The organism is Knoellia pratensis, assembly GCF_042666395.1.
Lineage (GTDB): Bacteria > Actinomycetota > Actinomycetes > Actinomycetales > Dermatophilaceae > Knoellia > Knoellia pratensis.
In genome coordinates this window covers 1,337,737-1,358,209 of record NZ_JBHTDJ010000001.1, presented here as the reverse complement: position 1 = coordinate 1,358,209, position 20,473 = coordinate 1,337,737, and the positions used below count along the sequence as shown (strand labels likewise).

The 20,473-nt window shown below is 69.0% G+C and carries 19 protein-coding genes and 1 tRNA gene; 4 read left to right on the top strand and 16 right to left on the bottom strand.

The features are described 5' to 3' along the window. Positions 1 to 99 precede the first annotated feature (99 nt). A complete protein-coding gene (locus ACFQRE_RS06520) occupies positions 100 to 1,476 on the bottom strand; it encodes a cystathionine beta-synthase (RefSeq protein ID WP_380120131.1) in 1,377 nt (458 codons plus the stop codon). A 129-nt stretch (positions 1,477 to 1,605) separates the two neighbouring features. On the opposite strand from ACFQRE_RS06520, the gene ACFQRE_RS06515 reads away from it, so the two are divergent. Beyond that, positions 1,606 to 2,664 carry an SGNH/GDSL hydrolase family protein gene (locus ACFQRE_RS06515; RefSeq protein WP_380120129.1) on the top strand — a complete coding sequence of 353 codons (1,059 nt, stop codon included), beginning with the start codon at positions 1,606 to 1,608 and terminating at the stop codon, positions 2,662 to 2,664. Positions 2,665 to 2,699: 35 nt separating this feature from the next. Here ACFQRE_RS06515 and ACFQRE_RS06510 read toward each other — a convergent pair whose 3' ends face one another. Both ACFQRE_RS06510 and ACFQRE_RS06505 read right to left on the bottom strand, forming a co-directional pair. Next, positions 2,700 to 2,969 carry a hypothetical protein gene (locus tag ACFQRE_RS06510; protein ID WP_380120127.1) on the bottom strand — a complete coding sequence of 90 codons (270 nt, stop codon included), beginning with the start codon at positions 2,967 to 2,969 and terminating at the stop codon, positions 2,700 to 2,702. 12 nt (positions 2,970 to 2,981) lie between these two features. Beyond that, positions 2,982 to 3,839 carry a Bax inhibitor-1/YccA family protein gene (locus tag ACFQRE_RS06505; RefSeq protein ID WP_380120125.1) on the bottom strand — a complete coding sequence of 286 codons (858 nt, stop codon included), beginning with the start codon at positions 3,837 to 3,839 and terminating at the stop codon, positions 2,982 to 2,984. Positions 3,840 to 4,454: 615 nt separating this feature from the next. On the opposite strand from ACFQRE_RS06505, the gene ACFQRE_RS06500 reads away from it, so the two are divergent. Together ACFQRE_RS06500 and ACFQRE_RS06495 are read left to right on the top strand one after the other, a co-directional pair. Beyond that, positions 4,455 to 5,657, top strand: coding sequence for a hypothetical protein (locus ACFQRE_RS06500; RefSeq protein ID WP_380120123.1), 1,203 nt, complete (start codon positions 4,455 to 4,457; stop codon positions 5,655 to 5,657). A gap of 136 nt (positions 5,658 to 5,793) precedes the next feature. Further along, positions 5,794 to 6,393 (top strand): VanZ family protein, encoded by a 600-nt coding sequence (locus ACFQRE_RS06495; RefSeq protein ID WP_380120121.1) that lies wholly within the window; start codon positions 5,794 to 5,796, stop codon positions 6,391 to 6,393. A gap of 4 nt (positions 6,394 to 6,397) precedes the next feature. Here the strand turns inward: ACFQRE_RS06495 and ACFQRE_RS06490 are convergent. From ACFQRE_RS06490 to ACFQRE_RS06480, 3 genes are all read right to left on the bottom strand, one after another. Further along, positions 6,398 to 6,475 (bottom strand) — tRNA-Leu (locus tag ACFQRE_RS06490). A gap of 104 nt (positions 6,476 to 6,579) precedes the next feature. After that, the gene (locus ACFQRE_RS06485; RefSeq protein WP_380120119.1) at positions 6,580 to 7,647 is read right to left on the bottom strand and encodes an HAAS signaling domain-containing protein; all 1,068 of its coding nucleotides are present in this window, start codon (positions 7,645 to 7,647) and stop codon (positions 6,580 to 6,582) included. Beyond that, positions 7,644 to 7,976, bottom strand: a complete 333-nt coding sequence (locus ACFQRE_RS06480; RefSeq protein ID WP_380120117.1) for a PadR family transcriptional regulator — start codon at positions 7,974 to 7,976, stop codon at positions 7,644 to 7,646. Before ACFQRE_RS06480 ends, ACFQRE_RS06485 begins: the two co-directional genes overlap by 4 nt. 197 nt (positions 7,977 to 8,173) lie before the next feature. Here ACFQRE_RS06480 and ACFQRE_RS06475 point away from each other — a divergent pair, with 197 nt between their 5' ends. Continuing rightward, the gene (locus tag ACFQRE_RS06475; RefSeq protein WP_380120115.1) at positions 8,174 to 8,902 is read left to right on the top strand and encodes a TetR/AcrR family transcriptional regulator; all 729 of its coding nucleotides are present in this window, start codon (positions 8,174 to 8,176) and stop codon (positions 8,900 to 8,902) included. Here the strand turns inward: ACFQRE_RS06475 and ACFQRE_RS06470 are convergent. The 10 genes from ACFQRE_RS06470 to mfd all read right to left on the bottom strand — a co-directional run bounded on the left by ACFQRE_RS06470 (position 8,886) and on the right by mfd (position 20,208). Continuing rightward, positions 8,886 to 9,854 carry a Ppx/GppA phosphatase family protein gene (locus ACFQRE_RS06470; RefSeq protein ID WP_380120113.1) on the bottom strand — a complete coding sequence of 323 codons (969 nt, stop codon included), beginning with the start codon at positions 9,852 to 9,854 and terminating at the stop codon, positions 8,886 to 8,888. The two genes, ACFQRE_RS06475 and ACFQRE_RS06470, sit on opposite strands and share 17 nt — an antisense overlap. Then, a complete protein-coding gene (locus tag ACFQRE_RS06465; RefSeq protein WP_380120111.1) occupies positions 9,851 to 10,387 on the bottom strand; it encodes a DUF501 domain-containing protein in 537 nt (178 codons plus the stop codon). The genes ACFQRE_RS06470 and ACFQRE_RS06465 overlap by 4 nt, the downstream gene beginning before the upstream one ends. After that, entirely contained in the window at positions 10,384 to 10,923 is a 540-nt protein-coding gene (locus ACFQRE_RS06460) for an FtsB family cell division protein (RefSeq protein ID WP_380120109.1), read from the bottom strand. Before ACFQRE_RS06460 ends, ACFQRE_RS06465 begins: the two co-directional genes overlap by 4 nt. A 10-nt stretch (positions 10,924 to 10,933) precedes the next feature. Continuing rightward, positions 10,934 to 12,232 carry a phosphopyruvate hydratase gene (gene eno, locus ACFQRE_RS06455; RefSeq protein ID WP_380120107.1) on the bottom strand — a complete coding sequence of 433 codons (1,299 nt, stop codon included), beginning with the start codon at positions 12,230 to 12,232 and terminating at the stop codon, positions 10,934 to 10,936. A gap of 208 nt (positions 12,233 to 12,440) precedes the next feature. Continuing rightward, entirely contained in the window at positions 12,441 to 13,394 is a 954-nt protein-coding gene (locus ACFQRE_RS06450) for a pseudouridine-5'-phosphate glycosidase (RefSeq protein WP_380120105.1), read from the bottom strand. Next, on the bottom strand, positions 13,391 to 14,536 hold the full coding sequence (locus ACFQRE_RS06445; protein WP_380120103.1) for a PfkB family carbohydrate kinase: 1,146 nt from the start codon (positions 14,534 to 14,536) through the stop codon (positions 13,391 to 13,393). The genes ACFQRE_RS06450 and ACFQRE_RS06445 overlap by 4 nt, the downstream gene beginning before the upstream one ends. Before the next feature lie 51 nt (positions 14,537 to 14,587). Next, the gene (locus ACFQRE_RS06440; RefSeq protein ID WP_380120101.1) at positions 14,588 to 15,121 is read right to left on the bottom strand and encodes a hypothetical protein; all 534 of its coding nucleotides are present in this window, start codon (positions 15,119 to 15,121) and stop codon (positions 14,588 to 14,590) included. Positions 15,122 to 15,323: 202 nt separating this feature from the next. After that, the gene (locus ACFQRE_RS06435; RefSeq protein WP_380120099.1) at positions 15,324 to 16,070 is read right to left on the bottom strand and encodes a MazG nucleotide pyrophosphohydrolase domain-containing protein; all 747 of its coding nucleotides are present in this window, start codon (positions 16,068 to 16,070) and stop codon (positions 15,324 to 15,326) included. A gap of 4 nt (positions 16,071 to 16,074) precedes the next feature. Then, positions 16,075 to 16,575, bottom strand: a complete 501-nt coding sequence (locus ACFQRE_RS06430) for a hypothetical protein (protein WP_380120097.1) — start codon at positions 16,573 to 16,575, stop codon at positions 16,075 to 16,077. A 24-nt stretch (positions 16,576 to 16,599) separates the two neighbouring features. Continuing rightward, the gene (gene mfd, locus ACFQRE_RS06425) at positions 16,600 to 20,208 is read right to left on the bottom strand and encodes a transcription-repair coupling factor (protein WP_380120095.1); all 3,609 of its coding nucleotides are present in this window, start codon (positions 20,206 to 20,208) and stop codon (positions 16,600 to 16,602) included. Between the last annotated feature and the right edge of the window lie 265 nt (positions 20,209 to 20,473).

The window sequence follows — 20,473 nt, the reverse complement described above, 5'->3', positions numbered from 1 at the left end:
CCGCCTTGGTCTGTGGTCGCGGACTACAGCCCACTTCGTGCCCCGCACGGACAACTCGCTGGCGCTCGCTGTCCGTGCGGGGCACGAAGTCGAAAAGGGTCAGTCGACGAGGTGACCCAGGAGGTCGGCCCGGGTGAGGACGCCGACCGGCTTGCCACCCTCGATGACGAGGACGGCGTCCGCGTGCTCGAGTTCGTGGCGCGCCGTCGAGACGGGCTCACCCGAACCGACGAGCGGCAGGCCCTGGCCCATGTGCTTCTCAACCGAGTCGGACAGGTGCGCCTTGCCGACGAAGAGCAGCTCGAGCAGCTCGCGCTCGCTCACCGACCCGGCAACCTCACCGGTCATGACGGGCGGCTCGGCCTTGACGACGGGCATCTGGGAGACGCCGTACTCGCGCAGGATCTCGATGGCGTCGCGGATCGTCTCGTTGGGGTGCGTGTGCACGAGGGCCGGCATCTCACCGGACTTGGCGCGCAGGATGCTGCCGACCGTCGTGCCCTCGTCGGAGTGCATGAAGCCGTAGGAGCTCATCCAGTCGTCACTGAAGATCTTGGACATGTAGCCGCGGCCCGAGTCGGGCAGGAGGACGACGACGGTCGCGTCAGCCGGCAGGTCCTTGGCGACCTCGAGGGCCGCGACGACCGCCATGCCGCAGGAGCCGCCGACGAGCAGGCCCTCCTCGCGGGCGAGGCGACGGGTCATGGCGAACGAGTCGGCGTCGGAGACGGCGACGATCTGGTCAACGACCTTGGGGTCGTAGGCGGTCGGCCAGAAGTCCTCACCGACACCCTCGACGAGGTAGGGGCGACCGGTGCCACCCGAGTAGACCGAGCCCTCAGGGTCGGCGCCGATGATCTGGACGCGACCGCCTTCACGGGTCTCGCTCTGCTCGCGCAGGTAGCGGCCGGTGCCGGTGATCGTCCCGCCGGTGCCGATGCCCGTCACGAAATGGGTGAGGGTGCCGTCGGTGTCGTTCCAGATCTCGGGACCGGTGGTCTCGTAGTGCGAGGCCGGGCCCATGGGGTTGGAGTACTGGTCCGGCTTCCACGCGCCCTCGGTCTCGCGCACGAGGCGGTCGGAGGTCTCGTAGTAGGAGTCCGGGTGGTCCGGGGAGACCGCCGTCGGGCAGACGACGACCTGCGCGCCATAGGCCTTGAGGACGTTGCGCTTGTCCTCACTTACCTTGTCGGGGCACACGAAGATGCACTTGTAACCCTTGCGTTGGGCGACGAGCGCCAGCCCGACGCCGGTGTTGCCACTGGTCGGCTCGACGATGGTGCCGCCCGGCTTGAGCGCGCCCGAGGCCTCGGCGGCCTCGATCATCTTGAGGGCGATGCGGTCCTTCACGGACCCGCCCGGGTTCATGTACTCGATCTTGGCAAGAACCGTCGCGGCGATCCCGTCGGTGACGGAGTTCAGCTTCACGAGAGGGGTGTTGCCCACGAGGTCGGCGATGTGCTCGGCATACTTCATGGGCCCATTCTCCCATCTCGCGGGCGAGCCCCGGGACGCCGCGAACATTGCGGGTATGCCGGGTGGGAACATGAGCGTCCGTACCTCGCGTTAGCGTGTTGGAGAGATCGAGGAGGTCGACCACCAGTCATGGGACGCGCACGACGAGCACGCAAGATCGCAGCAACAGCGGCATACGGGGGTGGCGGCCTGGCCGCGGCCAGTGCTGCGCTGGGCGCGGTGAGCTACGGCGTCATCCGCGGGGAGGCGCTGCTCGCTCGCAGACTCGTCGGCAACCCGTTCGACACCTCCCCCGATGACAACGGCACCTATGGCGCCGGCCCGGGTGAGCCGATCGAGATCCTCGTCATCGGCGACTCCAGTGCGGCCGGCATGGGAGCCCAGCACCCGCACGAGACCGTCGGCGCAATCGTCGCCGGCGGGGTGAGCGCCCTCATGGGCCGCAGGGTCCACCTGACCAACCGCGCCGTGGTCGGCGCCGAGTCGAGCGACCTCGAGCGCCAGCTGGCCCAGGGACTGGAGTCCGTGACCCGGCCCAGCGTCGTCGTCGTCATGATCGGCGCCAACGACGTGACCCACCGCGTCGACCGAGCCACGGCCGTGCGCCACCTCGAGCTCACGGTGCGGCGCATCCGCTCCCTCGGCAGCGAGGTCGTCGTCGGGACCTGCCCCGATCTCGGCACCATCGAGCCGTTGGCCCAGCCCCTGCGGCTGTTGGCCCGGCGCTGGAGTCGCGACCTCGCAGCGGCCCAGACGATTGCCGTGGTCGAGGCCGGCGGTCGCACCGTGTCCTTGGGCGACCTGCTCGGCAAGGAGTTCGCCGCCTCCCCGAAGACAATGTTCAGCGAGGACCGCTTCCACCCCTCGGCCGCTGGTTATGCCCGGGCCGCGGCGGCTCTCCTGCCGTCGGTGTGCGCCGCTCTCGGCGTGTGGGGTCACGACACGGCTGACCGCCCGCCCGAGGCCCGACGTGGCGAGGGCGTTGGCCCGGTCGCGGTCGCGGCCGGTCAGGCGGTCAAGGACCCGGGGACCGAGGTGTCACCGACGGAGGTCGGCGGACAGGCTCGCGGTCCGCGCGGCCGCTGGGCAGTGCTGCTGCGCCGTCGCCCCGACGCCGTGCCGGACGCCCGCGACCCCCAGGCCGACGTGGACACCCGGCGCCCCGATGACGCGGTGATCGCCGAATGACGCGGCAATAACCGCGTCATCAGGCGACTTCCGCGTCAAGGAAGGCGCCGGCGCAGGTCGGCGAGCCGGTCCACGAGGTCGGGGACGCCCGCTGAGGCGGCGTCCCACACGAGGACACGCAGTTGGTCGATGAGGACGACGGGGCCGAGTTCGGGCACCGGCTGCTTCGCCGTGACCGCGGCCAGGTCCTGAACGAGCTCACGAACGTCCCCGGATGCACCGAGCGCGTGGTCCGCTGACAGCTCTCGCCATCTGCGGACCACGCGCTCGAGCTCCCGAGAGACGTCCTCAGGCAAGCTGTGCATCAGACCAGCACGTCACTCGCGCATGCGGGCGAAGAGGCGCAGGAACTCGATGTAGAGCCACACGACGGTCACGATGAGGCCATGAGCGAGGAGCCAGCTGTACTTCTGGGGGGCACCCGTCGCGATGGCGCGCTCGATCATGTCGAAGTCGAGAGCCAGCGACACGGACGCGAGCCCGACCGCAAACACCGAAATGGCGATGCCCAGCGGGCCGTTGCCACCGATGCCGAACGGCGTGTCCGTGACCATCGCGTAGATGAAGTTGATGACGGCGAAGATCGCGTAGCCGAAGATCATCATCGTCACGATGCGACGGAACTTGGCCGTGACCTTGATCAGACCGAACTTGTAGGCCAGGAACATGCCGGTGAACGTCGCCACGGTGGCGAGTGCAGCCGTTGCCACGACACCCGGGTAGCGCTCCTCGAAGATCTGGCTCACCGCACCCATGAACAGACCCTCGAGCACGGCATACCCGACGATGAGCGGAACGCTCAGGGTCTTCTTGAAGGCAATGACGAGCCCCAGGACGAGCGTGCCGATCATGCCGCCGATGAGGAGCATGAAGCCGAGCTGCGGGTTCTGCGACGCGACGGTCCAACCGACGGCACCGAAGCCGAGGACGAGGACGAACAGGCCCAGCGTCTTCATGATGACGTCATCCATCGTCACGCGGCCGGTGTCGACCGGGCCCGCGGACGGCTGGTTGTACATGTCCTGTAGCTGCTGCTGCGAGAACGTGTCGGTGGCGCCCTGCTGGGCGTAGGAGACGTTGTTGCCCGGGTTCGTGCCGGAGCCTTCGCCCTGGAACCCGGCATAGCCGGACTGGGCGTCCTTCTCGAGTCGGTTGAAGGCCGGATTGCTGGCCATCGTGTCCTCCGTATGTCTGGCGCGATGGCGATCCACCGCGTCGTCTACCCATTCAATCGTGTTCGAGGCCCCATGTGTTCCCGCGGCACGGTCTCCTGTGGACAACGATCCCCGGAGAATCCGACGATTTGCATACGCTCAAGCAACATCGCGAGCCGTTGACTGGGTGAATGACTCACCCCGTTGCCACGGTTCCACCCGTGGAGCGCCCTCGACGCCTCCCACGCGAGGAGGTGCGCCCCAAGGTCGTCGACAATCAGGTCAGCCAGCTCACCTGCGCCAGCGAGATGGCCCGGCTACGTCGCCCGGATGAGCGCGGTGAGCGCGGTGAGCGCGGTCGACTGCTTCGCCGGTCGCACCGACCCGACGGCGCCGTGCCCGACCGATTCCTGCCTCGACTTGGTAGGGTGCCGCCACCGGCGTCCAGCCGGTCGACGCCGTGGGGCGCTCACCGCCCATCTGCGGCGCCCGGGCTGAGTAGCAGCCAGACCGAACGGTCTGCGTGAGGGGACCGGAGGGGCACCGGAAGCGTTTGCGTGAGGGTCTCACCGGTTCCGGTTCCCGGAGCCCGGTGATCCACCCGTCCGGCACGACCAACAGGGAAGGACCACCGACATGAACCGACGCTACAGCGCGTCCGCAGTGCTCACCGCGGCCGTCGCCGCAGGGCTGCTCGCCACCACCGCGGTGCCGGCGCACTCGACCGGCACCGACAACGCGGCCCAGCCGAGCAGCTCCAGCTCGGCGGCGGGGAGCGAGAACGGATACGCCCTCGACCGGCCGAGCCAGCACGGGCCGGGCACCTACAAGGTCACCGTCACCAACTTGGAACCCCGGGTGCGCACTGTGCTCGATCGCGACGACATCAACCTGTTGGCGCTCAGCAGCCTGGTGAGCCGTGACGGGGTGCCGATGGGCGCCTGCGACGAGGGTGACCGCTGCTGGGAATGGCCTGACGAGGTCGACGACGACCTCTGGTACCCGCAGGGGCTGACCGGCAGCCGCGAGTCGATGTGGTCCGGCTACCAGGGTACGGAGGTGGTCGTGTCGGCCTGGTACCGGCGCGCCACCGAGGCCGATCACACCTCGACCGCCAGCCAGTTGCGCTTCGTCACACCCAACACGGACACGCCCAGCTACCGCACGGTCACCCTGATGCACGCGACGGGATCCGGGGCCCTGAGCCCGCTGGAGATCCATGCCGGCGGTGCCGCGTGGGCCGGGCCCTATCTCTACGTCGCCGACACCGACCGGCTGTTTCGCTTCGACGTGCGGCAACTGATGCAGGACAGCGGGGGCAATCCTCTGCTGGTGCCAGACCGCCGGTATGACGCGCTCAACGACGCGAGCACGCCGCTGGGCGAAGCTGTCTTCAGCTCGATCTCGACCGACTGGTCGGGCAGCCGCAGATCGCTGGTGAGCGCGCAATACACCGACGACCATGACGTGGCGCCCAACGTGGTGCGCTGGCCGCTGCGAGCCGGTGGTGCGCTGGCGAGCTCGGACGGCGTGGTGGGGTCGACCGACAACCTGCTCATCGACACCGACTCCGACGTCTACAAGGTGCAAGGCGTCGAGGCGCACGGCGACACCTACTACTTCTCGCAGTCGGACGGCTATCTTGACCGGCGCCGGGCGATGTCCAACGGCAGCAAGGGCCGAATGGACTGGGGTCAAAGCGGGTTTGGGCCCTGGCGCGGCAGTGACGTACCGCAGGACCTCTACGGGGTGGTCGACTACGGGATGTTCGGCCAAACCGAGGAGGACGGCGATCAGCGGCTCTTCTTCCACGAGTGGGAGGCGCTGTTCACCGACTGACTCCTGCGCGGCCTGGGAGTCGACGCAATCTCGGGCGACGTCATCGATCCACTCCTGGCTTCGGCGGACAACAATCCCCGGAGAAGCCGACGATTTGCATACGCTCACGCAACACCGCGACGCGTTGACTGGGTGAGTGATTCATCCAGTCAACGCCAAGCGGCCCCAGGAGCGACGCCGACGCGTCCTCCTCGCCACCTTGTTCCTCGTCTATCTCGTGCTTCTCACGTGGGTCGTGATGTGGAAGCTCGAGATGCCCTGGGTCGGCGGAGGCGTCCGCAACGTCAAGCTCGTGCCCTTCGTCACCGGCAGCAACGGGGACGGTGCCAGCCAGCCGATCGAGGTCTGGGCAAACCTCCTGCTGTTCGTGCCCTTCGGTGTCTACCTCAGGTTGCTCGCGCCGTCGTGGTCCCCGCTGTCGATGACGGCTCTGGCTGTGGGCGTGAGTGGAGCGATGGAGGCTGCGCAGTTCGTGCTGGCCGTCGGACGCACCGACAGCTCGGATGTCATCGCCAACACGGCGGGGGCTGCGGTCGGGATAGTTCTGTTCGCCCTGGTCCAGCACGGCATCGGGCCTCGCGCGAGGCGGCTCATGACCCGGGCCTGCCTGGCCGGAACCGCCGTGGCGTTGGTCGCCTGCGGGCTCTTCGTTTCCGGACCGATCCGCTACGGACCTCCGGACGTCCGCTGCGACAGCCAGGGTTCGTGCCGGGTGGGTCACGACCTCGACCGCTGAGTGCTGGTGCCCCCGACGGGAATCGAACCCGTACCTGGAGCGATTTTAAGTCGCCTGCCTCTGCCAGTTGGGCCACGGGGGCGCACTCACCCTAAAGCCTGCGTATGCCGCCCGCTTACCCCTCGCACCCTGCTTGCGTCTGCGGATGTGGTTGCTCTAGCCGCCACATCCGCAGACGCAAGGGGCTCACCTCGACGCGCTCGGGCTTGCGGTGGGCGTCGGGGTGGGAGTCGCCGAGACCCCTGAGCTCGGCGACGTCTGTGGGGACGCGGGCGACCGGCTGACGCTGGCACTCGGCGACGGCGTCGGAGAGGTTGTCATCGTCACCGTGGGTGACGGGCTGGCGTCGACGGTCGGCACCGGCCCCGGTAGCGGCGTGATCGCCACGGGCGGTTCCCACTCGTTGTACTTCAGCCAGGCATCATGCCCTGGCCAGCGCAACGGGAAGACATCCAGCTCGGCCGTCACTTGGCCCGTCTGCGGATCGATGGCGCCCGTGGAATCGAGGGGGCCGTACATGACGGACTCGGGTGAGATGCCAAGGGCTCGACCGTTCTGGTCGTACAGGCGCACCTTGTCGAGGCGTCGTCCGGTCTCGTCGTAGGCGTAGACGTTCGCGACAGGCTCCCCGAGGTACGAGATGCCCTCACCTGAACCGGCATAGGGGTCGGAGTACGAGGTTTCGTCGTCAGAGGGACCGTCCACGAACAGCACAAAAGCGAACGGAAGCAGGAGCCCCGCCGTGACGTTTCCGATGACACGGACCGGTCCGACCCAGCCGCCCGTGAGCTTGCCGTTGCGGGCAAGTAGTCCCGCAACTATGGAGACGATCGCTCCGAAGAGACCGAGCCACGTGATCGCCACACCGAGAATGAGCGCTGGGATCGTGGCGAGCGCAACGCCGCGCAGGGCCCACCACACGGGACGCAGGTCGCGCAGCCACGGCATGGCCGTGAGGGCGCTGCCACTCAGATCGGACCAGAGCCCCGAAACACGCTGCGCCACAGGCTTCTTCGACTGAACCAAGGCCGCACGTGGCGGGAGGCCAGCAGCGGAACGCAACTCGGCGGCATACGCATCGGGTTCTCCCAATCGGTCACGCAACGTGCCGTCTCCCGGCTCGGCCAAGCGCTCCGTGAGGTCGGCCTCCATCCCGGTCGTGAACTCCTCGACATCCTCGGTCGGCAGGTCCGCGAGGGCGGCCCGAACCTGGGCCACATAGTCGCGAACCTCCGTCGACACGGTGCTGTTCATGCCTTCACTCCTGCTTCGTCGAGGAGACCGGCCATCGTCCCTGCGAAGGCGGCCCACGTCTTGCCCTGGCTCGCGAGGGCGTCGCGGCCCTGCGCGTTGATCCCGTAGTACTTGCGGTGCGGGCCCTCGTAGCTCGGGACGACGTAGGACGTGAGCGCCCCGGCGCTGTAGAGGCGGCGGAGCGTGCCGTAGACCGACGCGTCACCGACGTCCTCGAGTCCGGCGGCGCGGAGTCGTCGCACGACGTCGTAGCCGTAGCCGTCCTCGCGGGCGACCACGGCCAGGACCGCGAGGTCCAGCACTCCCTTGACCAGCTGCGTGGCGTCCATGTTCGCCAGCCACCTCCACCCAATGACGGCCATCGACCTGATGGCGCACAGTGCACACTACTACGCACTCCGCATTAGTGCGGCAACAACAGGAGCGACCGCGTGTCGCCGCCTGCGCGAAGGCCCCAGCGTGCGCGGATACGCCCGGTAGGCTCAGGGGTCAACCGCGCAACACTCAGAACGGACGACCTCCCCGCATGACCTCCACGGCCACGCCCGCCTCCTCGGATGCCTCCGACGGCACGGACAGCCACGCCTCGCGACGCCGCGGCCCGGCCAAGGGCACTCCCCGCGCGCCACGGATGAAGCGTGAGGAGCGTGAACGCCAGCTCCTCGATGTCGCCGAGTCGGTCTTCGCCGACCACGGCTACCAGGACACGACGATGGAGACCATCGCCGCCGCGGCGGGCATCACCAAGCCGGTCATCTATGACCACTTCGGCTCCAAGGAGAACCTCCTCGTCGCCGTCGTCGCCCGCGCCCGCGAGGACCTGCTCTCCTCGACCGCAGCCGCTCTGGACGCGCTGCCGCCACACTCCCCCCTTGAGGCCCACTTCCGGGCGGGCGTGCGCTCCTTCATGCAGTTCTTCGAGGCGCGGCGCGGCAGCTTCCGGGTCTACATGCAGGAGTCCGCCGTCGCCGTCGTGGCCGGGCAGGACATCGAGAACCTCCGCCAGGCACAGGCCCGAGAGATCGCCGAGCGGTTCAGCGGCAACGCGGCGATCGCCGCCTACCCCATGGCCTACCGCGAGGCCATGGCCGAGATCATGATCGCGACCAACGAGCGAGTCGCGGCCTGGCGCCTGCGCAACCCCGAGATCGACCTCGACACGGCGGTCGAGATCGTCATGGCCGTGCTCTGGAACGGTTTCGGCTCCTACACCGCCGGAACGGTCCCGGCGGTCGAGGTCAGCCCGCGCAGCTGAGGGCGATGCCGTCGAGGATGTCGTGCTCCGACGTCACGACCTGAGCGCGCGGTGATCGCTCGAGCACGCGCCCGAGGATCTCGTGCCACACGAGCGCACCGGCCCCGATGACGTCGACGCGACCCGGGTGCATGTAGCCGAGTTCGGCGCGCTCCTCCGTCGTCGCGTGGAGGAGACTCTGCGCTGACTCACGGTGCGCTTCCGGCGTGAGGTGCGCGAGATGGATCAGATCCGGTGCGTATGCCGTGAGTCCCAGTGCGTGCGCCGTGATCGTCGTGATGCTGCCGGCAAGTCCCACGACCGTGGCGATGCCGGACAGGTCGACGACCTCCTCCGCGCGGTCGATGGCAGCGGTGATGTCGGCCGTTGCTGCGGCGATCTGTTCGTCGCTCGGCGGGTCACTGGTGAGGTGGCGTTCGCTGATCCGGACGCATCCGATGTCGACCGACCGCGCGCTCTCGACATGGCCCGTTCCGCGCACGAACTCGGTCGATCCACCTCCGAGGTCGATGACGAGATAGGGGCCCGGGACGTCGGCCGCGACGAGGTCTCCGGTCGCGCCCGTGAACGACAGGTTGGCCTCGGCGTCGCCACTCACGACCTCGGGCGAGACGTCGAATCCCGTTGCCGCAAAGGCGCTTTCGACTCCGGCCACGAACTCGGCGGCATTGCTGGCGTCGCGCGAGGCCGACGTGGCGACGAAGCGCACACGTTCGGTGGAATGCTCACGGCACTGGGCGGCATACTCACGGGTTTGAACCAGGGTGCGCTCCATGGCGACCGGGTCGATGACCCCGGTGCGGTCCACGCCGTAGCCGAGCCGGACGACCTCGGTGCGACGGACGACATCCCGAAGAGCCAAAGCCCCGTCGGCTCCAGCAGTGTCCACAACGTCCGCGATGAGGAGGCGGATCGAGTTCGTGCCGCAGTCGATCGCGCCGACGCGGGTCACTGCTGGGTGCCCTCGGCCTCGTCGGCCAACTCGGTGCACGGATGGGTCAGCCACCAGTCGGGCAGGAGGTCGAGGGCCTCGTCGCCCAGAGGATTGATGCCGGGACCGACGCTGAGCGAGTGCGCCACGAGGACGTGGAGGCACTTGACGCGGGTGGGCATACCGCCAGCGCTGATGCCCTCGATCTCGTCGACATGCCCCAGCTCCGAGCGGCGGGCGAGGTAGTCCACGTGCGCAGCCGTGTAGCGAGCGGCGAGGTCATCGTCCTCGCCGAGGCGTTCGGTCATTTCACGCATGACCCCCCGCGCCTCGAGGGTGCTGATCGCACCCGTGAGCCGGGGGCAGGTGGCATAGAACGACGTGGGGAACGGCGTGCCGTCGGGCAGTCGCGGCAGGGTGCGCAGGACGTCGGGCTGACCACACGGGCAACGGTGGGAGACCTCGACGACACCGCGTGGGATGCGACCGAGCTGACGCTCGACGGCGTCGAGGTCCTCCTGGGCGACCGGTGCGTGGTCGGGGGTCGAGGTCACCGGCGCTGGTTGGCGGGCACGTCGGCCGCCTGCATCGAGGACCAGATCGTGTCATACCAGGGGTCGGTGCTCTCACCCGCGTGGGCGACCTTGGAGTTGCGCTTGTCGGCCACCGGGTCGAGCACCGTGTAGGACTTCTCGCCGGCCTTGACGAACTTCAGGCGGGTGCGGGCCTGCTGCTCAACGTAGGCGGGGTCTTCCCAGCGAGCCTGCTCGGACTGCAGCTTCTCGACAGTGACCTTCTGCTGTGCCACGCGATCGCGCAGTGCGCTGATGTCGGACTGCTGCTGCCAGTAGGCGCGCAGGGTCGGTGCGACGAGGATGACGAGGAAGAGCAGGACGACGCCGACGCCGACGCGACGGACCGTGCGCCGATTGGCCCGGGCCGCGTTGAGCCGCTCACGCCAGCCGTTGGCGGCGCGCTCGCCGACCTGGCTCAGGACGGACGAGCGTGCGGCCCGGGCGCGCGGCGAGGGTCGCGAAGATGCCGGTCGTCGCGGTGACGAACCGGGTCCTCGACTGCTGCCGCGCGCCAAGGGTTGCGCCTCAGGCCTTCTTGCCAGTGGTGAAACGCGGGAAGGCGCTGGCGCCGGCATACTCCGCCGCGTCGTCGAGCTCCTCCTCGATGCGCAGGAGCTGGTTGTACTTGGCGACGCGCTCGGAGCGAGCAGGTGCACCGGTCTTGATCTGGCCACAATTCGTCGCGACGGCGAGGTCGGCGATCGTCGTGTCCTCGGTCTCGCCCGAGCGGTGGCTCATCATGCAACGGAACCCCGCGCGCTGGGCCATCTCGACCGCGTCGAGCGTCTCGGTGAGGGTGCCGATCTGGTTGACCTTGACGAGCAACGAGTTGGCCGTGCCGGTCTCGATACCCCGGGCGAGGCGCTCGGGGTTGGTGACGAAGAGGTCGTCTCCCACGAGCTGCACCTTGTCGCCGAGACGGTCGGTCATGGCCTTCCAGCCATCCCAGTCGTCCTCATTGAGCGGGTCCTCGATGGACACGAGCGGGTAGGCGTCGACGAGCTCGGCGTAGTAGTCGATGAGCTCGGCGGCGGTCTTCTTGCCCCCCTCGAAGTTGTAGGTGCCGTCGTCGTCGTTGTGGAATTCGCTGGCGGCGACGTCGAGCGCGAGCGCGATGTCCTCGCCCGCCGTGTAGCCAGCCTTCTCGATGGCCTCGAGGATGAGGTCGAGCGCGGCACGGTTGCTGTCGAGGTTGGGGGCGAAGCCACCCTCGTCGCCGAGGCCGGTCGCGAGACCCTTCTCCTTGAGCACGGCCTTGAGCGAGTGGTAGACCTCGGTGCCCCAACGCAGGGCCTCACGGAAGGTCTCGGCGCCGATCGGCGCGATCATGAACTCCTGGATGTCGACGTTGGAGTCGGCGTGGGAGCCACCGTTGAGGATGTTGAGCATCGGCACGGGCAGAACGCGCGCGTTCGGGCCACCGAGGTAGCGGAACAGCGGCAGGCCAGCAGACTCGGCCGCGGCCTTGGCGACCGCAAGGCTCACGCCGAGGATCGCGTTGGCGCCGATGTTCTCCTTGTTCTTGGAGCCGTCGATGGCAATCATCTCGGCGTCGATCAGGCGCTGGTCGTGCGCCTCGAAGCCGAGGAGCTTGGGGCCGAGCTCGTCGATGACGGCGTCAACGGCCTTCTCGACACCCTTGCCGCCGTAGCGGTTCTTGTCGCCGTCACGACGCTCGGCGGCCTCGAAGGCTCCGGTCGATGCCCCGCTGGGGACCGCGGCGCGAGCGATGGTTCCGTCGTCGAGGGCGACCTCGACCTCGACGGTGGGATTGCCGCGAGAATCAAGAATCTCGCGTGCGCCGACGGCGTCGATGCTGGCCACTTGTGCTCCTGGGGTGGGGAAGACGGGTTTCGCCCCGAGCCTAGCCAATCGGGAAGGTGACCCGTCCGACCGACCCGCATGCCGGCATACCCGGCTGCTCAGAGCGCGAGAGGACCACTTCGTGACGAGACGGCCAGCTCGGGCTGTACGCCTCACCAAGAAGTGGTCCTCTCGCGAGGGCACACCGTGGGTATGCCGGGTGGCTGGGTCAGGCGACCGGCGCCATTGCCGCGTAGGCCCGGGCCAGGGCGGAGCCGAGGCGGGCGTTGCTGCGCACCAGCGCGATGTTGGTCTCCAGGCTCGCACCGTCGGACAGCTCCACGATGCGGCCGAGGAGGAAGGGGGTGATGTCCTTGCCGGTGATGCCACGCTCGCCGCACTCGGCGACGGCCTGGTCGATGAGGGCCGAGATCGCCTCGGGTGCCAGCTCGTCCTGCACCGGGACCGGGTTCGTGACGGCGATGCCGCCGGCGAGCCCGAGGTCCCACTTGACCCGCATCATCTCGGCGAGCTCCTCGACCGTGTCGGAGCGCATTGGCGCGGTGAAGCCCGAGGAGCGCGAGTAGAAGGAGGGGAACTCGTCGGAGCCGAACGTCACGACGGGCACCCCGAGGGTTTCGAGGACCTCGAGGGTGCGGCCGATGTCGAGGATCGACTTCACGCCGGCCGAGACCACGGCGACGTCGGTGAGGCTCAGCTCGGTGAGGTCGGCGGAGACGTCCATGGAGTCCTCGGCGCCGCGGTGGACACCACCGAGCCCGCCGGTGACGAAGACCTTGATGCCAGCAAGTGCGGCGAGGCGCATGGTGCTCGCGACGGTCGTCGCTCCATGGCGCTTGGTCGCCATGACGTGCGGGAGGTCGCGGATGCTCACCTTGGCGACGTCCTCGTGGGTGGCGAGGAGCTCGAGCTCGTCGGCGGAGAGGCCGATGCGGGCGACACCGTCGAGGATCGCGATGGTCGCGGGGGTGGCGCCGCCGTCACGGACGATCTGCTCGACCTCGCGGGCCATCTCGACGTTGCGCGGGTAGGGCATTCCGTGGCTGATGATCGTCGACTCCAGCGCGACGACCGGACGGCCCTGGGCGATGGCCTCGGCGACCTCGGGTGCGAGGGCGAGCGCGGGGTGAGGATGGGCAGAGGCGGACGTGAGGGCGTTCATGAGGTTCCTTGCTGGGTGGTGAGGCGCCCGGTCACGAGCGCGTGGGTGAGGTCTGGACGCACGGTGTGCGCGGACTCGGTGGTCAGGGCGGCAGTGGCCTGGCCGAAGGCTGCGGCGGTGACGGGGTCGTCGTCGCGAAGGAGGGCGTGGACGAACCCGGCGGTCATGGAGTCGCCAGCGCCGGTGACGTCGACGACGTCGGCGCTCACGGCGGTGTTCGTGGTGACGGTCGGGCGGGACGTGACGCCGGAGCCGGCCGGGGCCGAGGAGAGGAGGCTGCCGCGCTTCCCACGCCGGACCCACACGTGGCGCACACCCAGGGCGTGCAGCTCGGTGGTGGCGCGAGTGATTGCGGGGACGGTGTCGGCGACATCGTGGTCGACGAGGGCTGCGAGCTCCGCGATGTTGGGGGTCACGGCAAGGATCGGCCGCTCCGGAGCCAGGAGCGGTCGGAGCCTGCGCGCCTTGACCACGGAGACGGGCTCGATGACGACGGGCACGTCGCCGCTTCGGGCGACGTCACACAGCCAGGTCGCGACGTCCAGCGGGATGTTGCCGTCGACGACGAGCAGATCGCAGTTCTGGACGAGCGAGCGCGCCGGCTCGATGTCGGACACGGTGAGGGCGTCCGTGGCGCTCATGTCCGAGACCGCCACCGAGAGGTCACCGTCGTGGTCGAGGACCGCGAGATAGGTGCCGGTCGGCCGGCCGCTCGTGACGACGTGGTCGAGCTGGACGCCGGCTCCCCGGGTGTGGGCGAGGAGCGCTTCGCCGAACGAGTCACTCCCGATCGCCGCCACCAAGTGGGTCGGGGTGCCGAGGCGAGCGAGGTTCTCGGCGATGTTGCGCCCCACTCCACCGGGGTCCGTGTCGACCTCGCCGGGGTTGCTGGTCGCGTGGTCGAGCGGTGCGCTCGAGCGAGCCTTGACATCCATGATCGCTCCGCCCACGACGACGACCGCCGCTTCGCCGCGCACGAGGTAGCCGCGACCCAGGATCGCGCCCTTGCGGGTGAGGTTGGACAGGGCGACCGAGATCGAGGCCTTCGTCGTGCCGAGGCGGTCCGCGAGACCGGCAGCGTCGAGCAGCGGGTCGGACCGGAGCAGGCGCAGGATGGTCTGTTCCTGAGGAGTGAGCTTCACATTGGAGAGTTAAGCATGGCTTATTTCTCCAAGTCAAGGATCCGGGGGACCTCACTCGAAGAGGTCGGCCGTGCCAAACCTTCCGTCCGTGCCGCGGAAGACGACGACCACCCGCAGGTCGGCAAAGCCGTCCGTGCCCTCGCAGATCGTCGTCACGTCGGTCGCCACCGTCGCCGTGTTGGGGCAGGTCATGTCCTCGTACCACTCACCGTCCTCGAGCGCGTCCGCGAGTGCCACCCCCGAGACGGAGCCGTCGGCAGCCACAGTGACGCTGTGGGGACCCTCCATGAACCCCTCGTCACCCATGGGCCCACCGAGGAGGAAGCCGAACAGGATCATCGGGATCACCGTCATGCCGATGACGGTGAGCACCCCTCCACAGATCACTCCGATCAGACCGGCGATCCAGGGGTTCAGGCCGGTGGATTGCGGTGCGGGAGAGGGCATACCGAGGTATGCCGGGTGCGCACCGTACGGAGGCGGCGCACCTTGGGTGGGCTGGCCGTAGTACGCGTGGGGGCCGGGGCCGTAACCCGCGCCGGGGCCGGGGCCGGGGCCGGGAGGCAGGGGTGGCTGGTACGACAAGGTGGGCTCCTCAAGGGCGAACGGGTGGTCAGAGTCGCACGCGTCCCGCGACCGTGTCCGGGCATTGGCCGGTTCGTGACCGGCCCGACTCACTCTTCAGGCAGGTACGCGCTGGGGTCGACGGGCAGCTGGGACCAGACGAAACGGCCACGGTCACTCACGAACAGCCCTGCCACGCGCAACACCGACGGGAACGCCGAATTCAGCCGGACTGCTTGGCGGCCTTCTCCTGCGCCTTGATCCGTGCCCACTCGGCTTCGACCTCTTCGGGGGTCGAGGCGTCTCCGTCGGCGAAGACGTGGGGGTGACGCCGGACGAGCTTGTCGACCAGGACTCCGGCGACGTCGTCGATGTCGAACTGGTCCTGCGCCGACTCGGCGTCCTCGGCGACCCGCGCGTGGAAGAGCACCTGGAGCAGGACGTCTCCGAGTTCCTCGGCGAGGTGCTGACGGTCCCCCGTCCCAATGGCCTCGACGGCCTCGCCGGCCTCCTCGGTGAGGTACTTCGCGAGCGACTCGTGGGTCTGCTTGGCGTCCCACGGGCATCCACCCGGGGAGCGCAGCCGGTCCATCACGGCGACAGCGTCGAGCAACCGGGATCCCGGCACGTCCCACGACCCCACGATGACCTCGACCTCCGGGGGGACCTCGAGGCGCGACACCTCGGAAGCGATGGCATCGGTGAGCCCGGGATCTGCATCCGACGAACCCAGCCACACGACGTCGCTGTCCACGCAACGGCTCACGAGCAGTCGGGCGAGGTCGGGTGCCGTCGGTTCGGGACCCACCGCATCCACGGTCAGGCCCGACTCGACGATCGCATCAACGACCGGCTCGGAAAGGTCACGGCACAGGCGCGCGGAAGCCGACTCCACGGCATACCAGGCACTGCGGGACAACAGGCCCGGCGCAACGCGCGGACTGGTGACGAGGAGGCTCAGGCGCCCCACTGCGTCAGCTCGCGCGGGGGGCGGGAACGAGCCAGTTGGGGCGCTCGCCGACGACCGCGGCCTGGGCAGGGTCGAACGTGCCGTAGCGCGGGTTGACCGTGACGTCGATCTTGGCGAACGACGCGAGAAGCGCCTGACCTGCGGCCTGGTCGATCTGCTGGCCGCTCATGTCTGCCTGAACGACCTCGACGGCCGACTCGGCGGGGGTCCCCTCGAAATTCTTGAACTGGGCTCGCGCCGCCGACTCGCTCTGCGCCTTGCCCGCCTTCGTCGCGGCCTCGTTGATGTAGGGCGCCCGGATCAGGAGACCGAGGATCTCGCTGGCGGTGTAGGGCTTCCCCTCCCTCGGGAAGGCCGCGTTGAGCTGGTCCGTCGCCTCGCGCAGCTGCTGCTCGGTGATGACCCGGCCGTCGACGACCGCGGCGGTCTGCGCCGAGGACGTACCCGAGCAGGCCGAGAGGGCGAGGACGCCCGCGAGGGCGAGAGCGATGGTGCGAGCCTTCACGGGCTTCACTTCGGTGTCCCTTCGTCATCGGGTGGACGTCGCCACCCTTGCTGCTTCCCCGACATTGTCCATGACGACGGTGCGGATGACCGCACCCGCCCACTCGAGGACCGCGTGGTTGCGCAGCGGCTGCCCCCCGATGCGGGCCGTCATGGGTTTGGGCACGAGGATCGTGCCGAGCGCCTCCTTGATGATCGAGCCGGGATAGAGGCGCTGGAGTCGCAGCTCCTGGCTCTCGCGCAGCTCGACCGGCCCGAAGCGGATCGTGTTGCCCTGCACCGCGATGTCCTTGATGCCGGCAGCGCGAGCGACCGTGCGCAGGCGGGCGACCTCGATGAGGTTGCGGACAGCCTCCGGCGGCTTGCCGTAGCGGTCGAGGAGTTCGGCCTCGATCTCGCCGAGGGCGGCCTCGTCGGCCACGGTCGCGAGCTTCTTGTAGGCCTCCAGGCGCAGCCGCTCCCCCGGCACGTAGTCGTGCGGGAGGTGGGCGTCGACCGGGAGCTCGATCTTGATCTCACCGATCTCCTCGTCGACATCGCCCCTGAAGCTCGAGACGGCCTCGCCGACGAGACGTACGTAGAGGTCGAACCCGACCCCGGCGATGTGGCCGGACTGTTCGCCGCCGAGGAGGTTGCCGGCGCCGCGGATCTCGAGGTCCTTCATCGCGACCTGCATGCCGGCGCCGAGGTCGGTGTGGCTGGCGATCGTCTGGAGGCGGTCGTGCGCGGTCTCGGTGAGAGGGTTCTCGGGCGGGTAGAGGAAGTACGAGTAGGCGCGCTCACGGCCACGTCCGACGCGCCCGCGCAACTGGTGGAGCTGACTCAGGCCGAGCCGGTCGGCGCGTTCGACGATGAGGGTGTTGGCGTTGGAGATGTCGAGGCCGGTCTCGACGATCGTCGTGCAGACGAGGACGTCGAAGCGGTTCTCCCAGAAGTCGAGGACAACCTGCTCGAGCCGGTGCTCACCCATCTTGCCGTGGGCCACGGCGATGCGAGCCTCCGGCACGAGCTCACGGATCCGGGCAGCCGCGCGCTCAATCGTGGCGACCTTGTTGTGGATGTAGAAGACCTGCCCCTCGCGCAGCATCTCGCGCCGGACGGCCGCGGTGATCTGCTTCTCCTCGTAGGCGCCCACGTAGGTGAGGACCGGGTGCCGCTCTTCCGGAGGCGTTGCGAGAGTGGACATTTCGCGTATGCCGGTGACAGCCATCTCGAGTGTGCGCGGGATCGGGGTTGCGGACATCGCCAGAACGTCGACGGCCGTACGGAGCTGCTTGAGCTGCTCCTTGTGCTCGACCCCGAAGCGCTGCTCCTCGTCGACGACGACGAGGCCGAGGTCCTTGAAGTGCACGGAGTCGGACAGCAGGCGGTGCGTGCCGATGACAAGGTCCACGGACCCGTTGGCCAGACCCTCGAGGACGGCGTCAGTTTCCTTCTTGGACTGGAAGCGGCTCAACGGCTTGACCGTCACGGGGAAGGGCGCGTAGCGCTCGGTGAAGGTCTGGAGGTGCTGCTGGACGAGCAGGGTCGTCGGCACGAGGACGGCGACCTGCTTGCCGTCCTGGATCGCCTTGAACGCCGCACGCACCGCGATCTCGGTCTTGCCGTAGCCGACGTCGCCGCAGATGAGTCGGTCCATCGGGACCTCTCGCTCCATGTCGGCCTTGACCTCGTCGATGGAGCTGAGCTGGTCGGGCGTCTCGATGTAGGCGAAGGCGTCCTCGAGCTCGCGCTGCCACGGAGTGTCGGGCGAGAAGGCGTGCCCCTTGGTCGCCATCCGGGCGGAGTAGAGCTGGATGAGCTCGGCGGCGATCTGCTTGACGTAACGACGGGCCTTGGACTTGGTGGTCTTCCAGTCCGAGCCGCCCATCTTGTTGAGGGTGGGCTGCTCGCCGCCGACGTAGCGGGTGATCTGGTCGAGCTGGTCCGTGGGCACGAACAGCCGGTCGCCGGGGTGTCCGCGCTTGCCCGGGGCGTACTCGAGCACGAGGTACTCACGTGTCGCGCCCTGGACAGTGCGCTGCATCATCTCGACGAACTTGCCGACGCCGTGCTGCTCGTGGACGACGAAGTCGCCCGGCTTGAGCTGGAGCGGGTCGACCTGGTTGCGTCTGCGCGACGGCATACGCCGCATGTCCTTGGTCGACGGACCCGTCGACGGGGTGCCGGTGAGGTCGGTCTCGGTGAGGACGACGAGGCGGCCGGCCGCATGGACGAAGCCGCGCCCCAGCTGGGCGGTCGTGACGTGGACGATGCCGGGCTCGAAGGTGTCGAGCACGGTCTCGAGCCGCGCGGGCACCTCGGCCTCACCCAGGACCTCCACGATGCGCTTGGCCGAGCCCTGTCCGTCGGTGGCGACGAGGACGCGCCACCCGTCGTTGGTCCAGGTGCGCAGGTCTGCGGCGGCGGACTCGATGTCACCCCGGTATGCCGTGGGGTCCTCGGTGCCGGTCTCGACGGCGTTGCCGTCGGTCGTCTCCAGATCGAGCACAAAGGGGGTGAGGTCCCACCACGGGTGCTCGGTGGCGCGGGCGTGGTCGCGCAGATCGCCGACCGACCAGAACGAGGCGGATCCGAGGATCTTCTCGAGGTCGATGGGGACGGCGTTGCCCGCGGCGGCGTTGGCCCACCCCGCTTCGAGGAACTCCTGGCTCGTGGCGACGAGGTCGTGGGCACGGGTGCGCACGCGCTCGGGGTCACACGTGACGACGGGCGAACCGGCGGGGAAGCTGTCGAGCATCGACTCCATGCCGTCGACGAGGGCTGGCGCAAGCGACTCCATGCCCTCGACGGCGATGCCGGCAGCGAGTTTGTGCAGCAGGTCAGCGGCACCGGGGAGCTGGTCGGCGAGGCTCGCCGCGCGATCTCGCACAGCGTCGGTGAGGAGCACCTCGCGGCACGGCGGGGCCCACAGCCCGTGCGATGCGACCTCGAGCGAACGCTGGTCGGCGACCTTGAACCAGCGGATCTCCTCGATGGTGTCGCCCCAGAACTCGACGCGGAGCGGGTGCTCCTCGGTCGGCGGGAAGACGTCAAGGATGCCGCCACGCACGGCGAACTCACCACGCCGCTCGACGAGGTCGGTGCGCGAGTAGGCCGCGCCTGCGAGCGCCTCGACGACCTCGTCGAGGTTGTGGTCCTCTCCGGCGCGCAGGGCAACGGGGCTGAGGTCGCCCAGGCCGATGGAGATCGGCTGGAGGACGGCGCGCACCGGTGCCACGACGACGGACAGCGGACCGTGTGCGACGTCGTCATCGGCGACCGTGGCCGGGTGCGCGAGACGACGCAGCACGGCCAGTCGACGACCAACGGTGTCGGAGCGCGGACTGAGTCGCTCGTGCGGCAGCGTCTCCCAGGACGGGAAGTCGGCGATGACGTCGGGGTCGAGGACGCAACCGAGAGCGGCGGTGAGGTCCTCTGCCTCCCGGCTCGTCGCGGTCACGACGAGCAGCGGCAGTCGATCGGGAGCGGTCGCGCGCAGGCGCTCGACCGCGGCAGCGATCAGCGCAGGGCGCGCACCGGCACTGACGGAGACGTCGATCGTCTCCGTGCCGGGGCCGGTGGCAGTCTCGAGGAACGAGCGGATCTGGGGTGCCGCGGCGAAATGGTCGACGACGGATTGCAGCGTGGGCATCGCGCAGCAACGCTACCGCGAGGCCGACCGCTCCCGAGCCAGTGGGGTTGGAGTCAGCCCCGGACGAGGACAAGGTCCGTGAGCAGGCCGTCGTAGACGTGGCGGGTTGACGTCGTCTCGGCTTGTGGGCGATCCCCGGCGCAGGCGAGGTGTGCCCCCGTGCCGATGTCAGGACGAGGACCGTTCCCTTACGGTTCGCTCCGGTCGTGACCCCATCAGGCCTCGAACGACGCATGCTCCGGCGACCATGCCAGCCCATGCGCGG